Origin of the sequence: Massilia sp. TWR1-2-2, assembly GCF_049897565.1 — a bacterium.
Classification (GTDB): domain Bacteria; phylum Pseudomonadota; class Gammaproteobacteria; order Burkholderiales; family Burkholderiaceae_D; genus JAFCUW01.
The window spans coordinates 1-17,914 of the sequence record NZ_JAFCWM010000054.1 but is presented as its reverse complement, the minus strand read 5'-3'; the positions used below and the strand labels follow the sequence as shown (position 1 = coordinate 17,914).

The window sequence follows — 17,914 nt, the reverse complement described above, 5'->3', positions numbered from 1 at the left end:
CGGTACGTTTGCCTCGAGAATAAACCTTGACGAAGGCTTGCTCGATAAAAGCATCAGAATACAGTTTACTCATGTTGTCTCCCAAAAATGTAGGGTGACAACTAGTCTGACAGAGGGGGTTTGTCAGACCTGACCCCGGGGTTGAAAATAACTGGAACTTTCTGGCGCGCAAATGGGAATACCATTAAAGACGCCGCCATGACACCCGCCCACGCCCCCGCCGATACCGAATTGCTACGCAAGATGCGCGCCGGCGAGGCGTCGGCCTTCGCGTCGCTGTACCTGCGCCACCAGGGCCCGCTGTTCCGCTTCGCCCTGTTGCGCAGCGGATCGGCAGACACCGCCGCCGATGTCGTGCAGGAAGTGTTCATGGGCTTGTTGACGGCCAAGTTCACCTTCGACCCCACCCGCGGCGTGCTGCAAAATTTCCTGTTCGGCGTGGCGCGTAACCTCGTCATGAAGCACGAACTGCCGCGCCAGCGCCTCGCCACCCTGCCCCCCGCGGCCCAGGACGGCGACGACGATGACGCCGCCGAGATCGCCAGCGAAGCGGCCGAGCCGCTCGCCCGCATCCTCGGCGCCGAGCTGGCCGACGATGTGCGCCGCGCGCTGTCATTGCTGGCGCCGCACTACCGCGACGTCGTCATCCTTTACGAAATGCACGACCTGTCCTACCAGGAGATCGCCGACATCTGCCGGCTCGATATCGGCACCGTCCGCTCGCGCCTGTCGCGCGGCCGCGCCGCCCTGGCAAAACGGCTGGCGGCGCACCGTCCCGCCATCGAACAATCAGCCTGACATAGAGGCACCCACATGCAAACCGACACTACCGGCGACCCCGCCCTGACCGCCCCGCTGACCGCGCTGCGCGACGGCATGGCCAGCCTCAACACGCCGCGCGGCGTGCACAAGGAACTGATGGCGGCGTTCGCCAGCTACCACCGCAAGCCGCGCTGGTTCCAGAAGTTGTCGCTGGCCCAGTGGGGCGTCGCCGGCAGCCTCGGCGGCATCACCGCGGTGCTGATCGTGACGATGCTGGCACTGCAAGCACCAATGCCGACAACCGGCGACGCGAGCGCCTTGATCGCTCGCGATGATAACGGCGCCGTGTTCGTCGCCCTCGATTCGTTCGAGCGCATCGAACAGGATCCGGCGCCGCGCATGGTCGAGACAACCGTGCCGCGCACCGCGCTCGCTTCGCTCGGCGTTCCGGTCAGTCCGGAAAATGCCGGTGACCTGGTGCACGCCGAAATGCTGGTCGGCCACGACGGCCATCCGCTCGCACTGCGCCTGGCGGCACAATAGTTTTCACCAACCCATCACTACCAACCGCACGAGGTTTTCCATGAATCGCAAAAAAATATTTCTCGCACCTTTGATCGGCCTGATCTTTGCCCCAGCTTTTGCCGACGAAGCCGATCCGGCACCGCAGCCGCGCGTGGTGACCCAGCAGCGCATCGAAATGCGCGGCCTCGACGGCCTGGCCGGCATGCACTTCGGCCCGCGGATGGGGATGATGGTCAAGGCCGTCAAGAACGCGCCGTACAGCGCCGAGGCGGTATCCGAGCGCCAGCAGAACTTGGCCGATGGCAACCAGATCGTCCGCAAGACCAGCTCGATGAGCTACCGCGACAGTGCCGGCCGCACGCGCCAGGAAATGCGCGACGACAAGGGTGAGGTGCAGACGGTGACGATTCACGATCCGGTCGAGTCGACCACGTACATACTGAGCCCGCGCACCAGGACCGCCACCAGGATTACTGCCAACAAGGAGATCGGCAAGGCGGCAGCTGAAGCGGCGCGCGCGAAGATTGACCAGTTGCGCAAGGAAGGCAAGCTGCCGGCCGAGCGCCGCGAGATCATCGTGCGCCACCTCGAAGGGCACGACGGCGACTTGACAGTGCATGTCGGCGAAGGCACCGCTGTGCGCATTGAAGCGCCGAACATGCAGGTGACGCCCGGCAGCCGCGATATGCTGGTTCGACTCGGTCCGCTGAGCGGCGCACTCGGCGATGTGAAATGGTCGAAGAACGCCACCGCCAAGGACCTCGGCACACGCGAGATCGAAGGCGTCAAGGCCGAAGGCAAGCTGCGCAGCTACGAGATTCCGGCGGGCGAAGTGGGCAACCGCAGCGCGATCGTCGTGTCGGACGAGAGCTGGTATTCGCCCGAGCTGCAGGTGACTTTGCTGACCAAGCACAGCGACCCGCGCGCCGGCGACAACACTTACCGCTTGACTTCGCTCAAGCGCGAGGAGCCGGCAGCGGCGCTGTTCACCGTGCCGTCCGACTACACCGTCAAGGATGCGCTCGCCAACATGCACCACCTGCTCGAAAAGAAAGCGCCTTGAGCGATGCGGTCTTCGCGGCCCAATGAATCCTTATTTGCGAACTGAAAACGACAAACCGTCATCCTCGCGAATGACGGTTTGTCGGCCGCGGATTAGCTATCTGCTCCTCCCGAAGCATCGATCTGGCAGCGCTCGGCGCAATCGGCGACCTACCTGCGTGCCGCTTTCGGCGCCGCGAACTTCTGCTTGAACCAATCCTCGATCATGCGCCTTTCATAGCGCAGGTTGTCGTGGTCGGCATAACGCGGGATGCGGTTCAGGTACATCATGTCGCTGAGCGCATCTTCGCCGCGGCTGACCACCTGGCCGTTCGATTCGAGCGTGTAGCGCACTACCATCCGCGGCCAGTCGGCGCCGCCGCGCAGGATGCGGATATCGTTATGTCCACGGAAATTCGGTCGCAACTCGCCGGCCAGGTCCAGGTCCAGTACTTCGACGCGAAGCTCATGTCCCGGCGGCAGATCCTTGCCAAGGCGCTCGAAATGCTCGGTCAGCTCCTTTAGCACTTCGGCCCGGTCGCTCGGCGCAAACGGCATGTCGCGGAAATTGTCGGGATTGGCAAACGTCACGGTCACGGCGGCCGACGCGCTGCCCGCCGCGGCGAACACCACACCGGCCAGGACCAGGCTCTTGAATACAGTCTTCATGTTGGTTCCTTTCACGCTGCAATCCAGCACGACCAATATACGCCTTTCCGCGCCGCCGTTTGTATGTTGATAATCTCAGTTTGTATCGAAATGTTAGTCCCCGCACACCGCGCCGGCACGCTTGCCTCCAGAATGCTCCGAAAGGAGACTCAACCATGCCTGAAGGACCATCGCTCGTCATCCTGCGCGAGGAAGCAGCCCGTTTCGAAGGGCAAGAAATCATGACCGCCGAAGGCGACACCGCCGCGTTCGAGCCCGCCGAGCTGCTCGGCCAGCCGATCCTGTCGCTGCGCACCTTCGGCAAGCAATTTATCGTCGAGCTGCCGGACATGGCCTTTCGCGTTCACTTCATGCTGTTCGGCAGCTACCGCATCGACGAGCGCAAGGACCGCCCGCCGCGCATGGCGCTGGGCATGCAAGATGGCGGCGAACTGAACTTCTACGGCTGCTCCATCAAGCTGGTCGATACCGACCTCGATTCGGTGTACGACTGGAGCGGCGACGTCATGTCCGACCAGTGGAGCGCGCGCAAGGCGCTCAAGAAACTGCGCGCCGCGCCGGCGACGCTGGCGTGCGACGCCCTGCTCGACCAGACCATCTTTGCCGGCGTCGGCAACATCGTCAAGAATGAAGTGCTCTTCCGCATCAAGGTCCACCCGTTGAGCCCGGTCGGCGCGCTGCCGCCGGCCAAGTTGCGCGAGCTGGTGACCGAGGCGCGTCAATACTGCTTCGACTTCCTGGCGTGGAAGAAAGCCTTCGTCCTGCGGCAAAACTGGCTGGCGCACAAGAAGGTTATTTGCCCGCGCTGCAATATCAAGTTCACCAAAGCCCACCTCGGCACGGCAAATCGGCGCAGTTTCTTCTGCGAATCCTGTCAGAAACGCTATCCAAGATAGCCTTTGCAACAGATTCGATGCTCGATAGTAAGACATTTAACATTGATTGTTGTTAATGGGCATTTCTCATACTACAATCGACCAAACGCCTGCGTTCAGGCAACTTTCTTATTGTCGACTTCAATCAACGGTATCGGAACACGTCCCATGTCCTTTCTCTCTTCCGCCGCGCCAAAACTCGCCCCGTGGAAAGTATTGCTTGTCGACGATGAGCCTGATATTCATGATGTCACCAAGCTGACCTTGACCCGTTTCCGCCTCGACGAGCGCGCGCTGACCTTTCTGCACGCCTACAGCGGTGCCGAAGCGAAGGAAATCCTCGCGCGCGAGACCGACATCGCGCTGGTGTTTCTCGATGTGGTGATGGAAAAAGAGGACAGCGGCCTCGAAGTGGCGCGCTGGATGCGCAAGGACCAGGGCAACCAGTTCACCCGCATCGTCCTGCGCACCGGCCAGCCTGGCCAGGCGCCGGAGGAGCGTGTGATCGTTGACTACGACATCAACGATTACAAGGAAAAGACCGAGCTCGACCGCACGAAGCTGTTCACCACCACGTTCGCCGCGCTGCGCGCCTACCGCGACATCATGAAGGTCGAAGATGCCCGCCGCGCCCAGCTGAACTACCGAGAAGGCCTCGAGCGCGTGATCGCCGCGTCGGCCCACATCTTCCAGCAACGCAATCTGAAAGACTTCGCCAGCGGCCTGCTGCAGCAAGTCGTCGCGCTGCTGCGCCTCGAGCAGAGCATGCTGCTGCGCCTGTCCGGCGCCAGCCTCATCACCGGCGAAACCGAATATGAGGTGTTGGCCCAGATTGGCGACCTCGGCGGCGAGGTGATCGGCCCGGACCTGCTCGCCCAGCTCGATGACGCGCGCCACAACCGCATCTCGCGCTTGCACGGCGACACCTACGTCGGCTATTTCCCGAACCACAGCGGCAAGGCGTCGCTGCTGGTGCTCAAGGGCGTGGATGAAATCTCCGACATCGATGCGCAGCTGCTCGAAGTATTCTGCTCGGGCGTGGCGATCGCGTTCGACAACATCCTGCTGAACCAGGAGATCACCGATACGCAGGCCGAACTGATCTTGCGGCTCGGCGACGTCGTCGAGTCGCGTTCGCACGAAGCGGGCAACCACGTGCGGCGCATGTCGCAGGTTTGCCATTTGCTCGCGCTGGCGTCCGGCTTGCCGGAAGACGAAACGGCGGTGCTGATGCACGCGGCGCCGATGCACGACATCGGCAAGATCGCCACGCCCGACGCGGTGTTGCTCAAGCCGGGCAAGCTGACGCCGGAAGAGTGGGAAATCATGAAGCAGCATCCGAACGTCGGCCTGTCGATCCTGGACGGCTCGTCACGGCCGATCCTGAAGGCGGCCGCCGTGATCGCCCACCAGCACCACGAAAAATACGACGGCACCGGCTATCCGCAAGGGCTGAAGGGGCTCGACATCCACCCGTACGCACGGATCGTGGCGGTCGCCGACGTGTTTGACGCGCTCAGCCACAAACGCTGCTACAAGGAAGCGTGGCCGATCGAGCAGGTGGTCGATCACCTGCGTGAAGTGGCGGGACACCACCTCGATCCAAAATACGTCGAGCTGCTCATTGCCAACATCGACCAGGCCGTCGACATCAACCGCCGCTGGCCCGACTAAGCCGGCAGCGCCAGGCCGCCAGCCGAAAAAAACCGCGCAGCGGGGACCCCTGGCAAGTCACCACGCCGTGTCATCTCACGCGGCAACCTTCTCCTTGCGCCGGCTGCGCGGAAACCGCAGGTGGTATTGCAGGCCCTGCCCCGGCGCGCTGTCGACCTTCACCGTGCCGCCCAGCGCGCCCGTGACCAGGTTGTACAAAATGTGCGCGCCGAGCCCGCTGCCACCGCTGCCGCGCCGCGTCGTGAAAAACGGATCGAACAGTTTCGCCAGCGTCTCCGCATCCATGCCGGCGCCGTTGTCGCTGTAATCGAGCACCACGGTGTCTCCCTCCAGCGCGCCCTTGATGACGATCACGCCCGACTGATCGCCCTCGAAGCCATGCACCAGCGAATTCATCAGCATGTTGGTGACCACTTGCGACACCGCCCCGGGAAAACTCTCCAGCTTGATGTCCGGCCCACAATCGACCTCGACTTTCACCGGCCGCCCCTTCAACTTCGGCTGCAGCGACAGCAACACTTCGCTCAGATACTTCTTCAGATCGAAACTGCGGATGTCGTCCGACGACTGGTCCACCGCCACCTGCTTGAAGCTGCGCACCAGCGCCGCCGCGCGCTGCGTATTGGTCGTCATGATGCGCAGCGACTGGTCGACGATGTCGAAAAACTGCTCCAGGCTCTCCGCCGTCATCTCGCCGGCCGCCAGCTCTTCTCGCGTGAGCTTGAGCTCCTGCACCAGGTGGCTGGTGGCGGTCACGCAAATGCCCAGCGGCGTGTTGATTTCATGCGCCACGCCGGCCACCAGGCGCCCCAGCGAGGCCAGCTTTTCCTGCCGCACCAGCTCGGACTGCGCTTCCTGCAGCGCCACATTGCGCTGCTCGAGCAGCGCGGTGCGCTCGTGCACCGCGCGCTCGAGCCGGTCCATGCTCTGCAGGCCTTGCAGCGCGTTCGACACATGGTTGGCCAGCAGCGCGAACAGCGCCTGGTCCTCGTCGTTGAACCTGTGTTCGGCAGAATAGCTCTGGATGACGATGGCGCCGAGCGCCTGATGCTGGCGGTCCAGCAGCGGGCAGCCGAGCCAGTGCTCGGCGGTGCTGCCCAGGCCCCAGCTGCTGCCGTCGCCGCGCGCATTGTGCTCGGCCGCCGTCATCACCAGGGTGCGCCGGTTCAGCATCACCCACGCCGTCGGCGACTGGTCGGGCGAGGCGAGCGTGACCCGCTCTTCCGGATCGGGCGTCGGATCGACTTCATCGACAAAGTAGACGAAGCGCACGCTGTCGTCTTCGCGCTCACTGAGCGCGACATAGAAATTGGCCGCATACATGATGCGCCCGAGCGAGCGGTGCACCGCGCGGATGAATTCGGTGATGTCACCGCCGGCGGTCGACAGTTGCCCGATCTCGAGCAGCATCGCCTGGACGGTTTCCAGGCGGCTGAGGCGACTTTCCATCATGGTCCTTTTGTTAAATGCATTTGGGAAATATTATCAGTTTCCCCGCCCGGATGGTCCGGTCAGCTAACAAAAGGCTGGCAAAGTGTGGGTTTTCAGCGCGGCGCGCGAAATTCGTTCTCCACCCAGCTCGCCGCGCTCGCCGGCGACAGCTTGAAATTGGCCGCCACCCGCGCTTGCGCGATGCGCTCGCCTACCTCATCAAACGCGCTCAGCAGCGCATACGGATGCTCGTCGTCGGGCACGATGTCGAGCGTGACCTTCAGCTCGATGCCGTCGCTGGCCACCACGGTGCTCTTGTGCAGCATCGCATGCAGCTGCTGCTCATGGCGGCGCAGCACTTCAGCCGCCGTCTTGACCAGCGTGTGGAAGGCGTTGACGTCGAGCGGCTTCGGATTTTTCTTGTCGCGCCCCATCGTCCACGGTCCCACCAGCGCCGGCTCCGGCTCGCCGTCCTTGATCATCGCCACCGCCCAGCCTTCGTCATCGTCGTTCTTGATCACCCGCGCGGTCCAGCCGTTGCCCTTCCACAGCCGTGCTTCCTGGATCGGGGCGTCGTCGTCGGGCGCGTGGCCAGTTTCTTCATCGTTCATCGTGGTCACTTTCGGTTCGTTGGTGGACGAACCGGCTCCATGGCCGGCTCAACAGCGCGATTTTACCGAATCGGAGAAGTAAGCGCGCGCGGACGCACGTTTTGCGAGCAGGCAAAAGAAACCGGCGAAGAGCGGGCGGCCTGTCACAACCTCTGGCGCGGACCTGGCGGCGGGGCGATGGGCGGCCCCATTGCCGGCACCGGCGGGTCGATGGCCGGGCCCGGTGTTTGGTAAGTGTAGGGGTTGATGATGATCGGCGGTATGGCCGGCGGCGCCGAAGGCGGTCCTTTCGGACCATCCCAGCCGAACAGCAACGACGTCGGCACGGTCAGCGCAAAACAGGCGGCAAGCATTGGCTCTCCCTTCGATAAAGCAGGGGTTCAGTATAGGCAATGAGGCGGGCTTTTCAAGGAGAACCTCGGCAATTGCGGCAAATCGCCGCCCGCGCCAACTGGCCCGCGCGCGATTCGTCGCCCCTTTCGACAACTCTGACCCGTGTAATTTGCAGCCTGTCGCAATCCGCTGTCGCCGGTCGCCGCGCTTGTCTACAGTGCATGCATACCTGAACGAACCCAGCCGAATCATTTTTCCTTAACGAGGCCTTGCCATGAAAAAAATCGCCCCTGTCATCATCCTGCTGCTGTGCTTTATGCTGGTCTGGAATGTCTTTGCCGATCCGTTCCCGATGGACTTCGACATCGACGGCGATATGGTCGACGGCCCGCTGGGCGCGCTCATCGGCCTGCTGTTCGCCGGCGGCGGCCTGATCATCGGCGCTCTGGTCGTGCTGATGGTTGGCGCCGTGCTGGCGATCGTGTTCGCCGGCGTCGGGCTGCTGCTGACGATCGGCCTGGGAGTCGGCTTCCTGGTCGTCGCCGCGGTCCTGTCGCCGCTGCTGTTGCCGGTGCTGATCCCGGTGGCCATCATCTGGTTCTTCATGAACCGTGCCCGCCGCAACCGCATGAAGACAGCCGCCGCGGTCTAACTCAGATCACCGTCAGATTCCCTCGATCAGCCGCATCGCGAACACGATCGGCAGCCCCGAGGCGATCACCCGCCGTGCCGCCGCGCCATGGTCGTACGGCACCCGGAAGTACGTCAGTTCACGCGTCACGTCATCGTAGATGGCATAGCAGGCGGCGCAATTGCCGTCGCGCGGTTGGCCCACCGCTCCGGGAATGACCAGGTACTGGTGCTGCGGCTTGATGGCGATGCGCGCGCCAGGCGCCGGCGAGTGACTGCCCATGCGGCCATCGTCGGCCCGCCGGTACAGCGCCGGCGTGTGCACGTGGCCGCAAAACACCATGCGGCTGCGCGTCGCCTTCAGGCTGCGCTCGGCTTCTTCGAGGCCCGTTACATATTCCCACTTGCCCGGATCGAACGCGCTGGCATGCACGAACAGCATGTTGCCGCGCTCCTCCGTCAGCGGCAGCCCGGCCAGGAACGACAGGTGCGCCGCATTGAGCTGGCCGCGCGTCCATTCGATCACTTCGCGCGCCTCGGCATGCATTTGCGGGCGCGTGGCGTGCGTCACCGAATAGTCGTGATTGCCCTGCACCGCGGCGGCGCCCTGCAGCACATAGTCCATCACCGTATCGAGCACCCACGCCGGGTCGGCGCCATAGCCGACGAAGTCGCCCGTGAAGGCGTACTGGTCGGCGTTCTGCTGCTCGGCATGCGCCAGGCAAGCGCTCAGCGCTTCGCGGTTGGCGTGCAAATCGGTCAGGAGGGCAAGGCGCATGGCGTGGAGTAGAACGGGGAACGGGCGGTGAAGGCATCGGCAGCGATAAACCGCTGCTGGCAGAGAGGCCATCATAACATGGTGGGACGGCAAAATTAATTGCACAAGACCGCTCTCGCGCGGTCGATGCGCGCGCGGTGTCGCCGCGCCCTTGCTGATCGCTGGCCTTTGACCACCCTCAAACCGCCGGCGTTTCGTCACGCGTGCGCCCGTGCCGCGCCGCCCAACGCTGGCATATTGGAACAGCGCCAAACGTCGGCGTGCACACCATCGGGGGCGACGATGCGGCAATTTTGCGTTGTGCTGGCGATGCTGTTGGCGGCACTGCTGGCCGCATGCGGCGGCGGCTCCGACCACGGCCCACGCTTCAGTGCGCAAGTCATCTTTGGCGACAGCCTGAACCATCCCGGCTGCCTCGGCTACGCCCAGCCGGGCGCGCGCGTGACCGCGCCCGTTGGGCCGCGCCATCGCCTTACCGGCTCGCCGCTCGGCCAGCTGACCGTGCCCGTCGTCACGCAGATCGCCAACCACCTGGCCGCTACCGGCGGCAGGTTCACCGGCAATGAAGTCGTGTTCGTCACCGCCGGCAGCAACGACGCCATCTTCCTGCTCGATCAGCTGGCGGCCGGCACCACGTCCCCGGCCGCCGCCGTGGCGGCGATGGCGACGGCCGGCGCCGAACTTGCCGACCTGGTGCGCAACCGCATTGTCGCCAACGGCGCCAATTACATCGTCGTCAACAATCTGCCGGATATCTCCGTCACGCCGCTCGCCCGGCTGCAGGCGCCGCCGACCCAGGCGCTGATCGCCGCCATGGTCGACGCCTTCACACCGCGCTCAGGGAGGGTCTGGCCGGCGCGCCGCAGGTGTTGCAAATCGACCTGTTCGCCTTCACGCGCGACCAGGCCGCCAATCCCACCGCGTACGGCCCGACCAACGTCACCACCGCCGCCTGCGGGCCCAATGTGCTGGGCGGCTCTGCGCTGCTGTGCAATGCCCGCAATCTCAAGCCTGGCGACGTCAGCGACTTCACGTTCGCCGACGATGCGCACCCGACGCCGCACGAACACGCGCTCGTGGCCAGGTTCATCGCCGAGCGCATGGCTGCCAATGGCTGGCTGTGATGGCCGCCTGCGCCGTGTTTTAACCGGCGATTGCGCCTTCGGCGGCGAACTGCGCATAGCCGCGCGCGCGCAATTCGCACGCCGGGCAGGTGCCGCAGCCGTAGCCCCACGCGTGCAGCGTGCCGCGCTCGCCGAGGTAGCAGGTATGCGTCTGTTCGCGGATCAGGTCGACGAGCGCCCTGCCGCCGGCCGCCTGCGCCAGCTGCCACGTCTGTTTCTTGTCGATCCACATCAGCGGCGTTTCGAGCTTGACGCGGGTGGCCATGCCGAGGTTCAGCGCCACTTGCAGCGCCTTCATCGTATCGTCGCGGCAATCCGGGTAGCCGGAGAAATCGGTCTCGCACATGCCGCCGACCAGCACGTTCAGGCCGCGCCGGTACGCCAGCGTCGCCGCCACCGTCATGAACAACAGATTGCGCCCCGGCACGAAGGTGTTCGGCAAGCCGTTTTCCTGCATGGCGATTTCAACGTTGCTGGTCAGCGCGGTGTCGGAAATGCGCCCGATCACCGACAGGTCGACCATGTGGTCTTCGCCCAGCCGCGCATCCCACTCGGGCTCGATCGCGCGCACCCCGGCCAGCACCGCCGGGCGCACCGTCAGCTCGATGGCGTGGCGCTGGCCGTAGTCGAAACCGATCGTCTCGACCCGCGCGTAGCGCTCCAGCGCCCACGCCAGGCAAGTGGTGGAATCCTGTCCTCCGCTAAACAGGACCAGGGCGGTATCGGTACACAGCATGGGCGTCATTTCCAGTGTTTAGGCGTTCGCCATCATTTGCGGCAATCCGGTAAGATGCACTCAGCATTTTTCCGAATGGAGCCACATGTTTCTTGCACTACCTGATGACAGTTCCGCGCGCGCGCCGCGGCGGCCACGAATTTTGGCACAGATCGGGTTGGCCGTGTTCACGATGCTGGCCACCACGGCGGCCTACGCACAAGGCGTCAGCTACACCGTCCGCATCGAAGCGCCCCGCCCGCTGAACCAACTGCTCGAGGAAAACCTCGACCTGGTGCGCTGGCGCGGCGACCCGCGCCTCGACCGCGACCAGCTTCAGCGCCTCGTCAAGAACACGCCGGAACAGGTCAGGACGCTGGTCGCCACCGAAGGCTACTATTCGCCGAAGGTCACGGCCAGCCTCGACCTCGAACGCGCGCCGCTCGAGGCGGTGGTGATGGTCGATCCCGGCCCGCCGGTCGTCGTCGGCGACGTCGACCTGGTGCTGCAGGGCTTCGAACCGCTGACCCCGGGCGGCGCCAGGCAGGACGCCGAAGCGCTGCGCAACAAGTGGAGCCTGCCGGTCGGGCGCCGCTTCCGCCAGGCCGATTGGGAAGTGGCCAAGCGCGACCTGCTGCGCCAGGTGATGCGGGTGCGCTATCCGCGCGCCCAGCTGGTCGAGTCGCAAGCCACGGTCGACCCCGACGTGCTGCGCGCGCTGCTCAAGGTGGTGCTCGACAGCGGCCCCGAAGTGCGTTTCGACGGCCTGCGCATCGAAGGCCTGAAGCGCTACCCGCCGACCATCATCAACAACCTCAATCAGATCAAGCCGGGCGACGTCTACGACGAGACGGTGCTGCAGGCGTTCCAGGCGCGCCTGCAGGACACCGGCTACTTCAGCGGCGTTGAAGTGAGCGCCGACATGAGCGCGCTGCTCGACGAAAGCATCGAGGCGCTGACCGACGAACAGCGCGCCGCGCGCAAACCCGTCGCCGGTCCGGTCTGTACGCCGGTGCTGGTGCGCGTCACCGAAAACAAGCAGAAGAACGTGTCGGCCGGCCTCGGTTATTCGACCAACACCGGTAACCGCGCCCAGCTCACCTACGACGACCTGTCGGTGTTCGGCCTGCGCATGAAGAGCAACATCATTTTCGAGACGCTGCGCCAGACCGTGCGCGCCGACTTCTACTTCCCGACCACGCCGAAAGGCTACAACGACAGCATCGGCGCCGGCTTCGAACGCAACGACCTGCGCGGCGAGCGCACCAATGTGTCGACGATCGCCGCGCGTCGCGCGTGGGGCTCGCCGCTGCTCGAGCGCAGCGTGACGCTCGAGGCGCTGACCGAGCAGCGCAGCGTCGACGGCCAGATGAAAAGCAGCAGCAAGAGCGTGCCGCTGACCTACAGCATCACCAAGCGCGCGCTCGACAACCTGCTGCAGCCGACCTCCGGCTACGTCATCAACGCGCAGCTCGGCGGCGCGCTGCTGCCGGTGCTGACCGACGAGCGCTTCGTGCGCGCGTCGACGCGCTTCGTCAACTACCGGCCGATGGGGTCGAACGCCACCCTGATATTGCGCGCCGAAGCCGGCGCAGTCGCCTCGAAGCAGAAGGCCGGCGTGCCGAGCACCTTCCTGTTCCGCGCTGGCGGCGACCAGTCGGTGCGCGGCTACGCTTACCAGGCACTGGGCGTCGTCGAAGGCACCGCCATCGTTCCCGGCCGCTACCTGCTGACCGGCAGCGCCGAGTACCAGTACTGGTTCAAGCCGCCATGGGGCGTGGCCGTGTTCTACGACGCCGGCAACGCCGCCGACAAGTTCAGCGAGCTGCATCCGAAATCCGGTTACGGCATCGGCGCGCGCTGGCGCAGCCCGGTCGGCCCGATCAACGTCGATCTCGCCTACGGCCACGCGGTCAAAAAAGCGCGCCTGCACTTCTCACTTGGATTCACGTTCTGATGGCCGATACCGACACCTCCGCTTCTGCTCCCGCTGGCCGCCGCGCCGGCAAGGCACTGCCGCCGGTGCGCCCGCGCCGCTGGCCGCGCCGGCTCGCCATCGGCGTCGCCATCACCGCCGCCCTGCTGGCGGCCGGCTACTGGTACGGCGGGCGTGAATCGACCTTGCAGACGCTGGCGCAAAAAGTGTCGTCGGCCAGCGGCGGCGCCATCGTCATCACCGGCGTTTCCGGCTCGCTGTACGGCTCGATGCACGTCAAGCACGTGGTGTTCCGCAGCCCCGACCAGCTCATCACCGGCGACAATATCGACATCGACTGGTCGCCCTTCCAGTACCTGTCGAAAGGCGTCGCCATCAGCAAACTGGACGTCGCCAGCCTGACGATGCAGACCTTGCGCGACAGCGGGCCGGCCAAGATGCCGGTCAGCCTGGCGCCGCCATTCCAGCTGGCGATCGACAATGCGCGCCTGGCCAAGGTCACCATGATCGGCCTTGGCGCCACCACCGGCAATGTGCTCTCCGACGTGCGCTTCAAGCTGCAGGGCGACCGCAACAAGTGGGTGCTGCAGGACGGCAGCGCCGTCACCCCGGTCGGCCTGGCCACCGCCAGCGGCAGCATCGGCGCGGCCAAGCCGTTCAAGCTTGACGCCACCGCCAGCCTGGCCCAGTTGCGCGTCTTGGCCGGCCACAAGCCGGCGCAGCTGAACCTGCGCGCCGGTGGCGACCTGACCGCCACTGAAATCGCCGCCACCGGACAGTCTGGCGCGGCCGTCGGCGACGCCAAATTGTCGCTGGCGCCGTTCGCCGACATCCCGCTGCGCGCGATGACCATCAACGGCCGCGGCATCGATCCGGGCTTTTTCAATCCGGCGCTGCCGACGGCCGACCTGACCATCGCCGTGACGGCCACCATCGCCGCCAACCGCGACGTCGCCGGCAGCGTCAGCATCGACAACCAAGGCCCGGCCGGCACCATCGACAAGCAGCGCCTGCCGCTGCGGGCGATGCGCGGCGCGCTCGCCGGCAACCTGGCTACACTGCGCGTGTCGGACGTGCTGATCGACTTCGGCGCGGCCGGCAAATTTACCGGCAGCGGCGCGGTTGCCCGCACGATGGAAGACACGGGCCTGGGCACCGCCGAATTCGTGCTGCACACCGACCGCCTCGACCTCAAGCAGCTGCACAGCCGCATGAAGGCGACCAAGATTGCCGGCGACATCAAGCTCGCCAACGCCGGCAACGAGCAGATCCTGATCGCCCGCCTGGCCGAAAGCGGCATGCGGCTCGACGCCCGCGCCACTCTGGCCAACAACCTGCTCACCATCGAGCAGGCGCAATTGGCCGCCGGCGCCGGCCGCGTCGATTTGGCCGGCACCGCCAGTCTGACCGGCGAGCAGGCCTTCAAGATCAACGCCAACGCCACCCGCTTCAACCCGGCCGCGTTCGGCGACTATCCGGCCGCCGACATCAATGCCGCCATCAACGCCGGCGGCCACCTCGCCCCGGCCTGGAAAGTTGCGGCCGACTTCGCGCTGCGGCCAAGCCGGCTGTTCAACCAGCCCCTGTCCGGCAAGGGCAAGTTCGACGCCGACGCCGCCCGCGTCAGCAACGTCGCCGCCACCGTCGCCCTCGGCCGCAACACGGTCGACCTGCGCGGCAGCTTCGGCGCGCCCGGCGAGCGTCTGCTGTGGAGCCTCGACGGCCGCGACCTGTCGCCCGCCCGCGGCGACTTGTACGGCGCCGTCAACGCCAGCGGCGCCGTTACCGGCACCATGGCCGCGCCGCGCACCACCTTCGTCGTCGACGCCAATGGCCTCGGCTGGGTGCCGGCCGTGCGCAAGGCCGACAACGGCACCTTGCGCGCCAGCGGCGAAGCGTGGCTCGTTGGCCCGGCCGGCGGCGCGCGCGTCGTCGAGGCAAAGGCCAGCGGCAGCGCCCAGCGCTTCAATCCCGCCGCCTTCGGCTCGTTTTTACCGGGCAGTATCAACGGCACGTTCGACGCCAGCGGCCGCTCGGGCCCCGACTGGCGCGGCGCCGTCAACCTCGCGCTGCAGCCGTCGACCTTGTCGAACGCGCCGCTATGGGGCCACGCAAAACTGGCCGCCGACGCGCGCCACGTATCGAATGCAGACGTCGACCTGCACGTCGGTCCCAACGTCCTCGCCGCCAAGGGCAGCTTCGGCGCCGGCGGCGACAAGCTCGATTGGCGCATCGACGCCGCCCAGCTGGCCGTGCTCGGCCCCGACTTCGGCGGCGCTCTGAAAGGCGGCGGCACGCTGTCGGGCAGCATGCGGGCGCCGAGCCTGATCCTCGCGCTCGACGGCCAGAACCTGCGCCTGCTCGGCAAGCACCAGGTCAAGCTGCTGCGCGCCAGCGCCAGCGTCGGCAGCGGTCAAGGCGCCGCCGATCCGCTGGTCAGCGACGTCGAGATCACCAATTACATCGGCGGCGCCTTGCGTGTCGCCAGCGCGCGATTGCAGACCAGCGGCACGCGCGGCGCCCACGGCCTGCGCCTGGCCGCCCGCGGCGAAGACTTCGACGCCCTTGCCGAGGTGCGCGGCGGCTGGAATGCCGGCGCCTGGAACGGCACTGTCGCCACCTTGCAAAACCGCGGCCGCTATGCCCTCACGCTGCAGGCGCCGGCGCCGCTGCGCCTGGCCGTGGCGCCCGGCGCCGGCGTCATGGGACTGGCGAGCCCGCAGCAAGTATCGCTGTCGAACGCCGTCATCAAGCTGCCCGAGGGCAGCGTCACGCTGCAGTCGCTCGACAAGAACGGCGCGCGCTGGGCCAGCAAGGGCGCCGCCACCGGCGTGCCGCTCAACTACCTGACCCAGTTCTCGCAAGGCATGCGCGACAACCTGTCCGGCGACCTGACCCTGGGCGCCCAGTGGGGCGTCGACATGCAGGCCGGCGCCACACCAGGCGCCGCTCCCGCACTCAAGGGCATGCTGCACGTGTTGCGCGAAAAGGGCGACCTGGTCGCCGGCGCCGAAGTGCCGGTGGTGCTCGGCCTGCGCCAGTTCGACGCGCGCGCCGACATCGCCGACGGCGCGCTGCGCATGCAGCTCGAACTGGACGGCACGCGCGCCGGCCATGCCCGCGTCGACGCCACCGCCCGCATGATCGACGGCCGCCTCGGCAACGCCAGCCCGCTGACCCTCAGCGCCAAGGCCGACATGGGATCGATTGCCTGGCTGGCGCCCTTGAGCGGCCAGCCGGCGCTGGAAATGGACGGCACTCTCAAAGTCGACCTGACCGGCGCCGGCACCGTCGGCGCGCCAAGCCTGAACGGCAGCGTCAATGGCGACAACCTGGCGCTGCGCTGGGCCGAACAGGGCGTCAAGCTGCGCAACGGCCAGCTGCGCGCGCAACTGGCCGGCGACCAGCTGGTGCTGCAGCGCCTCGCCTTTGACGGCGCCCAGGGCCGCGCCGTTGCCGACGGCGCGGTGCGCTTCGCCAGCGGCGAAGCGAGCATGAACCTCAAGCTGGTGGCCGACAAGCTCGAACTGCTGTCGCGTCCCGACCGCATCCTGGTCGTCTCCGGCCAGACCACGCTCACGCGCGACGCCAGGAAGTTCGCGCTCGAAGGCAAGCTGCGCGCCGACCGCGCGCTGATCGAACTGGCCCCGCAAGGCCGCCCGACGATGTCGGAAGACGTCGTCGTGATCGGGCGCGCTCGCAACGGCGCTGTCGCCAAGGAAGCGCCGTCGCTGCCGCTGACGGTCGACCTCGAGGCCGACCTGGGCAACGAATTCCGCCTGCGCGGCATGGGCGTCGACGCCGAGCTGGCGGGCATTGTGCGCCTGCGCGCCGCGGGCGGGCGCACGCCGCGCGCCAACGGCACCATCCGCGTCGTCAGCGGCACCTACGCTGCCTACGGCCAGAAGCTGGCGATCGACCGCGGCGTGCTTACCTTCAGCGGCCCGTACGACAATCCGGCGCTGAGCATCCTGGCGCTGCGCAAGCGCCCCGAGGGCGAAATGCTGTCGGAGACCAACGTCGAAGCCGGCGTCGAAATTCGCGGCACCGCGCAGTCGCCGGTGGCCAAACTGGTGTCCACGCCATCGGTGCCCGACAGCGAAAAGCTGTCATGGCTGGTGCTCGGGCATGGGATGGAAGGCACGTCCGGCAACGAAGCGGGCGTACTGAGCGCCGCCGCCGGCGCGCTGCTCGGTGGCGGCAAAGGCGGCGGCTTCCAGTCGCGCCTGGCCAATTCGCTCGGCGTCGACGAACTGGGCCTGTCGCAGGCCAAGGGATTGGAAAGCACCGTCGTCACGGTCGGCAAGCGCATCTCCGCGCGCGCCTACCTGAGCTTCGAGCAGGGCGCCACCACGGCGTCGAGCCTGGTCAAGCTGCGCTACAAGCTCAATCCGCGCATCACGCTGCAATTCCAGACCGGCACCAATACCGCGCTCGACGTACTGTATTCGTGGGCCTTCGACTAGTGCAGCGTCACGTACGGCTTCGGATCGGGCACCGCGTCGTCGCCGTGGTCCGGGTGGGTCGGTGGATGGTGTGGATGGGGATTATCGAACGGCTCGGGTGTCGGCTCGTCGGCCGGCACCGGATCGGGCGCGCGGTGCGCCTGGATTACTGCTTGATTCATGGCGGTCACTCCTGAAGGTGGAGTGTCGAAGTTACCACATTCGCCGGGCGCCTCCCGTCCCGCACCAATCCACCCAAGTTAGCCGATTTCAACAATTTTTCTGACTCATTGCCTTGTGCGGTTTTTGGTCTTGCTTCCGCGGTTTCGAGAGATTTTCACGATGTCGATAGGTCCTTCCAGCGA

General features: G+C 66.0%; 16 protein-coding genes. 9 read left to right on the top strand and 7 right to left on the bottom strand.

The genetic code is table 11. From position 1 onward, the window contains the following. Nucleotides 1-198 precede the first annotated feature (198 nt). The 3 genes from ACP7DD_RS25395 to ACP7DD_RS25385 are packed head-to-tail and all read left to right on the top strand — an operon-like array spanning nt 199 to nt 2,350. Complete coding sequence (locus ACP7DD_RS25395) at nt 199-798, top strand: RNA polymerase sigma factor (protein ID WP_426178041.1); 600 nt, start codon at nt 199-201, stop codon at nt 796-798. 15 nt (nt 799-813) lie between these two features. After that, nucleotides 814-1,305, top strand: coding sequence for a hypothetical protein (locus tag ACP7DD_RS25390; RefSeq protein WP_426178040.1), 492 nt, complete (start codon nt 814-816; stop codon nt 1,303-1,305). A gap of 40 nt (nt 1,306-1,345) precedes the next feature. After that, nucleotides 1,346-2,350 carry a hypothetical protein gene (locus ACP7DD_RS25385; protein ID WP_426178039.1) on the top strand — a complete coding sequence of 335 codons (1,005 nt, stop codon included), beginning with the start codon at nt 1,346-1,348 and terminating at the stop codon, nt 2,348-2,350. Between the two features lie 149 nt (nt 2,351-2,499). On the opposite strand, the gene ACP7DD_RS25380 is transcribed toward ACP7DD_RS25385, so the two are convergent. Then, nucleotides 2,500-2,997: a DUF3016 domain-containing protein gene (locus ACP7DD_RS25380; protein ID WP_426178037.1), complete on the bottom strand. Its 498-nt coding sequence runs from the start codon at nt 2,995-2,997 to the stop codon at nt 2,500-2,502. A gap of 155 nt (nt 2,998-3,152) precedes the next feature. Here ACP7DD_RS25380 and ACP7DD_RS25375 point away from each other — a divergent pair, with 155 nt between their 5' ends. Together ACP7DD_RS25375 and ACP7DD_RS25370 are read left to right on the top strand one after the other, a co-directional pair. Further along, nucleotides 3,153-3,893 (top strand): DNA-formamidopyrimidine glycosylase family protein, encoded by a 741-nt coding sequence (locus ACP7DD_RS25375; RefSeq protein WP_426178036.1) that lies wholly within the window; start codon nt 3,153-3,155, stop codon nt 3,891-3,893. Nucleotides 3,894-4,040: 147 nt separating this feature from the next. Beyond that, nucleotides 4,041-5,546, top strand: coding sequence for an HD domain-containing phosphohydrolase (locus ACP7DD_RS25370; RefSeq protein WP_426178034.1), 1,506 nt, complete (start codon nt 4,041-4,043; stop codon nt 5,544-5,546). A gap of 75 nt (nt 5,547-5,621) precedes the next feature. On the opposite strand, the gene ACP7DD_RS25365 is transcribed toward ACP7DD_RS25370, so the two are convergent. The 3 genes from ACP7DD_RS25365 to ACP7DD_RS25355 form a co-directional block, all read right to left on the bottom strand. Beyond that, nucleotides 5,622-6,995, bottom strand: a complete 1,374-nt coding sequence (locus tag ACP7DD_RS25365; RefSeq protein ID WP_426178032.1) for a GAF domain-containing sensor histidine kinase — start codon at nt 6,993-6,995, stop codon at nt 5,622-5,624. Nucleotides 6,996-7,090: 95 nt separating this feature from the next. Next, nucleotides 7,091-7,588: a hypothetical protein gene (locus tag ACP7DD_RS25360; protein ID WP_426178030.1), complete on the bottom strand. Its 498-nt coding sequence runs from the start codon at nt 7,586-7,588 to the stop codon at nt 7,091-7,093. 143 nt (nt 7,589-7,731) lie between these two features. Continuing rightward, entirely contained in the window at nt 7,732-7,941 is a 210-nt protein-coding gene (locus ACP7DD_RS25355) for a hypothetical protein (protein WP_426178028.1), read from the bottom strand. A gap of 254 nt (nt 7,942-8,195) precedes the next feature. Between ACP7DD_RS25355 and ACP7DD_RS25350 the strand changes: the two genes are divergently transcribed. Beyond that, a complete protein-coding gene (locus ACP7DD_RS25350; RefSeq protein WP_426178026.1) occupies nt 8,196-8,573 on the top strand; it encodes a hypothetical protein in 378 nt (125 codons plus the stop codon). Nucleotides 8,574-8,585: 12 nt separating this feature from the next. Here the strand turns inward: ACP7DD_RS25350 and ACP7DD_RS25345 are convergent, their stop codons facing one another. Beyond that, on the bottom strand, nt 8,586-9,329 hold the full coding sequence (locus ACP7DD_RS25345; protein WP_426178025.1) for a metallophosphoesterase family protein: 744 nt from the start codon (nt 9,327-9,329) through the stop codon (nt 8,586-8,588). 866 nt (nt 9,330-10,195) lie between these two features. On the opposite strand from ACP7DD_RS25345, the gene ACP7DD_RS25340 reads away from it, so the two are divergent. Next, nucleotides 10,196-10,453 (top strand): hypothetical protein, encoded by a 258-nt coding sequence (locus ACP7DD_RS25340; RefSeq protein WP_426178023.1) that lies wholly within the window; start codon nt 10,196-10,198, stop codon nt 10,451-10,453. A 19-nt stretch (nt 10,454-10,472) separates the two neighbouring features. On the opposite strand, the gene queC is transcribed toward ACP7DD_RS25340, so the two are convergent. Then, the gene (queC, locus tag ACP7DD_RS25335) at nt 10,473-11,189 is read right to left on the bottom strand and encodes a 7-cyano-7-deazaguanine synthase QueC (RefSeq protein WP_426178021.1); all 717 of its coding nucleotides are present in this window, start codon (nt 11,187-11,189) and stop codon (nt 10,473-10,475) included. 172 nt (nt 11,190-11,361) lie between these two features. Between queC and ACP7DD_RS25330 the strand changes: the two genes are divergently transcribed. Both ACP7DD_RS25330 and ACP7DD_RS25325 read left to right on the top strand, forming a co-directional pair. Then, on the top strand, nt 11,362-13,125 hold the full coding sequence (locus tag ACP7DD_RS25330; protein WP_426178043.1) for an autotransporter assembly complex protein TamA: 1,764 nt from the start codon (nt 11,362-11,364) through the stop codon (nt 13,123-13,125). Beyond that, on the top strand, nt 13,125-17,570 hold the full coding sequence (locus tag ACP7DD_RS25325; protein WP_426178019.1) for a translocation/assembly module TamB domain-containing protein: 4,446 nt from the start codon (nt 13,125-13,127) through the stop codon (nt 17,568-17,570). Before ACP7DD_RS25330 ends, ACP7DD_RS25325 begins: the two co-directional genes overlap by 1 nt. On the opposite strand, the gene ACP7DD_RS25320 is transcribed toward ACP7DD_RS25325, so the two are convergent. Further along, entirely contained in the window at nt 17,567-17,731 is a 165-nt protein-coding gene (locus ACP7DD_RS25320; protein ID WP_426178017.1) for a hypothetical protein, read from the bottom strand. The two genes, ACP7DD_RS25325 and ACP7DD_RS25320, sit on opposite strands and share 4 nt — an antisense overlap. Nucleotides 17,732-17,914: the final 183 nt, after the last annotated feature.

What these genes read in the sequence shown, in the direction of transcription:
- ACP7DD_RS25395 (WP_426178041.1), top strand. Translation starts at nt 199, where the DNA reads ATGACACCCGCCCACGCCCCCGCCGATACCGAATTGCTACGCAAGATG.
- ACP7DD_RS25390 (WP_426178040.1), top strand. Translation starts at nt 814, where the DNA reads ATGCAAACCGACACTACCGGCGACCCCGCCCTGACCGCCCCGCTGACC.
- ACP7DD_RS25385 (WP_426178039.1), top strand. Translation starts at nt 1,346, where the DNA reads ATGAATCGCAAAAAAATATTTCTCGCACCTTTGATCGGCCTGATCTTT.
- ACP7DD_RS25380 (WP_426178037.1), bottom strand. Translation starts at nt 2,997, where the DNA reads ATGAAGACTGTATTCAAGAGCCTGGTCCTGGCCGGTGTGGTGTTCGCC.
- ACP7DD_RS25375 (WP_426178036.1), top strand. Translation starts at nt 3,153, where the DNA reads ATGCCTGAAGGACCATCGCTCGTCATCCTGCGCGAGGAAGCAGCCCGT.
- ACP7DD_RS25370 (WP_426178034.1), top strand. Translation starts at nt 4,041, where the DNA reads ATGTCCTTTCTCTCTTCCGCCGCGCCAAAACTCGCCCCGTGGAAAGTA.
- ACP7DD_RS25365 (WP_426178032.1), bottom strand. Translation starts at nt 6,995, where the DNA reads ATGGAAAGTCGCCTCAGCCGCCTGGAAACCGTCCAGGCGATGCTGCTC.
- ACP7DD_RS25360 (WP_426178030.1), bottom strand. Translation starts at nt 7,588, where the DNA reads ATGAACGATGAAGAAACTGGCCACGCGCCCGACGACGACGCCCCGATC.
- ACP7DD_RS25355 (WP_426178028.1), bottom strand. Translation starts at nt 7,941, where the DNA reads ATGCTTGCCGCCTGTTTTGCGCTGACCGTGCCGACGTCGTTGCTGTTC.
- ACP7DD_RS25350 (WP_426178026.1), top strand. Translation starts at nt 8,196, where the DNA reads ATGAAAAAAATCGCCCCTGTCATCATCCTGCTGCTGTGCTTTATGCTG.
- ACP7DD_RS25345 (WP_426178025.1), bottom strand. Translation starts at nt 9,329, where the DNA reads ATGCGCCTTGCCCTCCTGACCGATTTGCACGCCAACCGCGAAGCGCTG.
- queC (WP_426178021.1), bottom strand. Translation starts at nt 11,189, where the DNA reads ATGCTGTGTACCGATACCGCCCTGGTCCTGTTTAGCGGAGGACAGGAT.
- ACP7DD_RS25330 (WP_426178043.1), top strand. Translation starts at nt 11,362, where the DNA reads ATGCTGGCCACCACGGCGGCCTACGCACAAGGCGTCAGCTACACCGTC.
- ACP7DD_RS25325 (WP_426178019.1), top strand. Translation starts at nt 13,125, where the DNA reads ATGGCCGATACCGACACCTCCGCTTCTGCTCCCGCTGGCCGCCGCGCC.
- ACP7DD_RS25320 (WP_426178017.1), bottom strand. Translation starts at nt 17,731, where the DNA reads ATGAATCAAGCAGTAATCCAGGCGCACCGCGCGCCCGATCCGGTGCCG.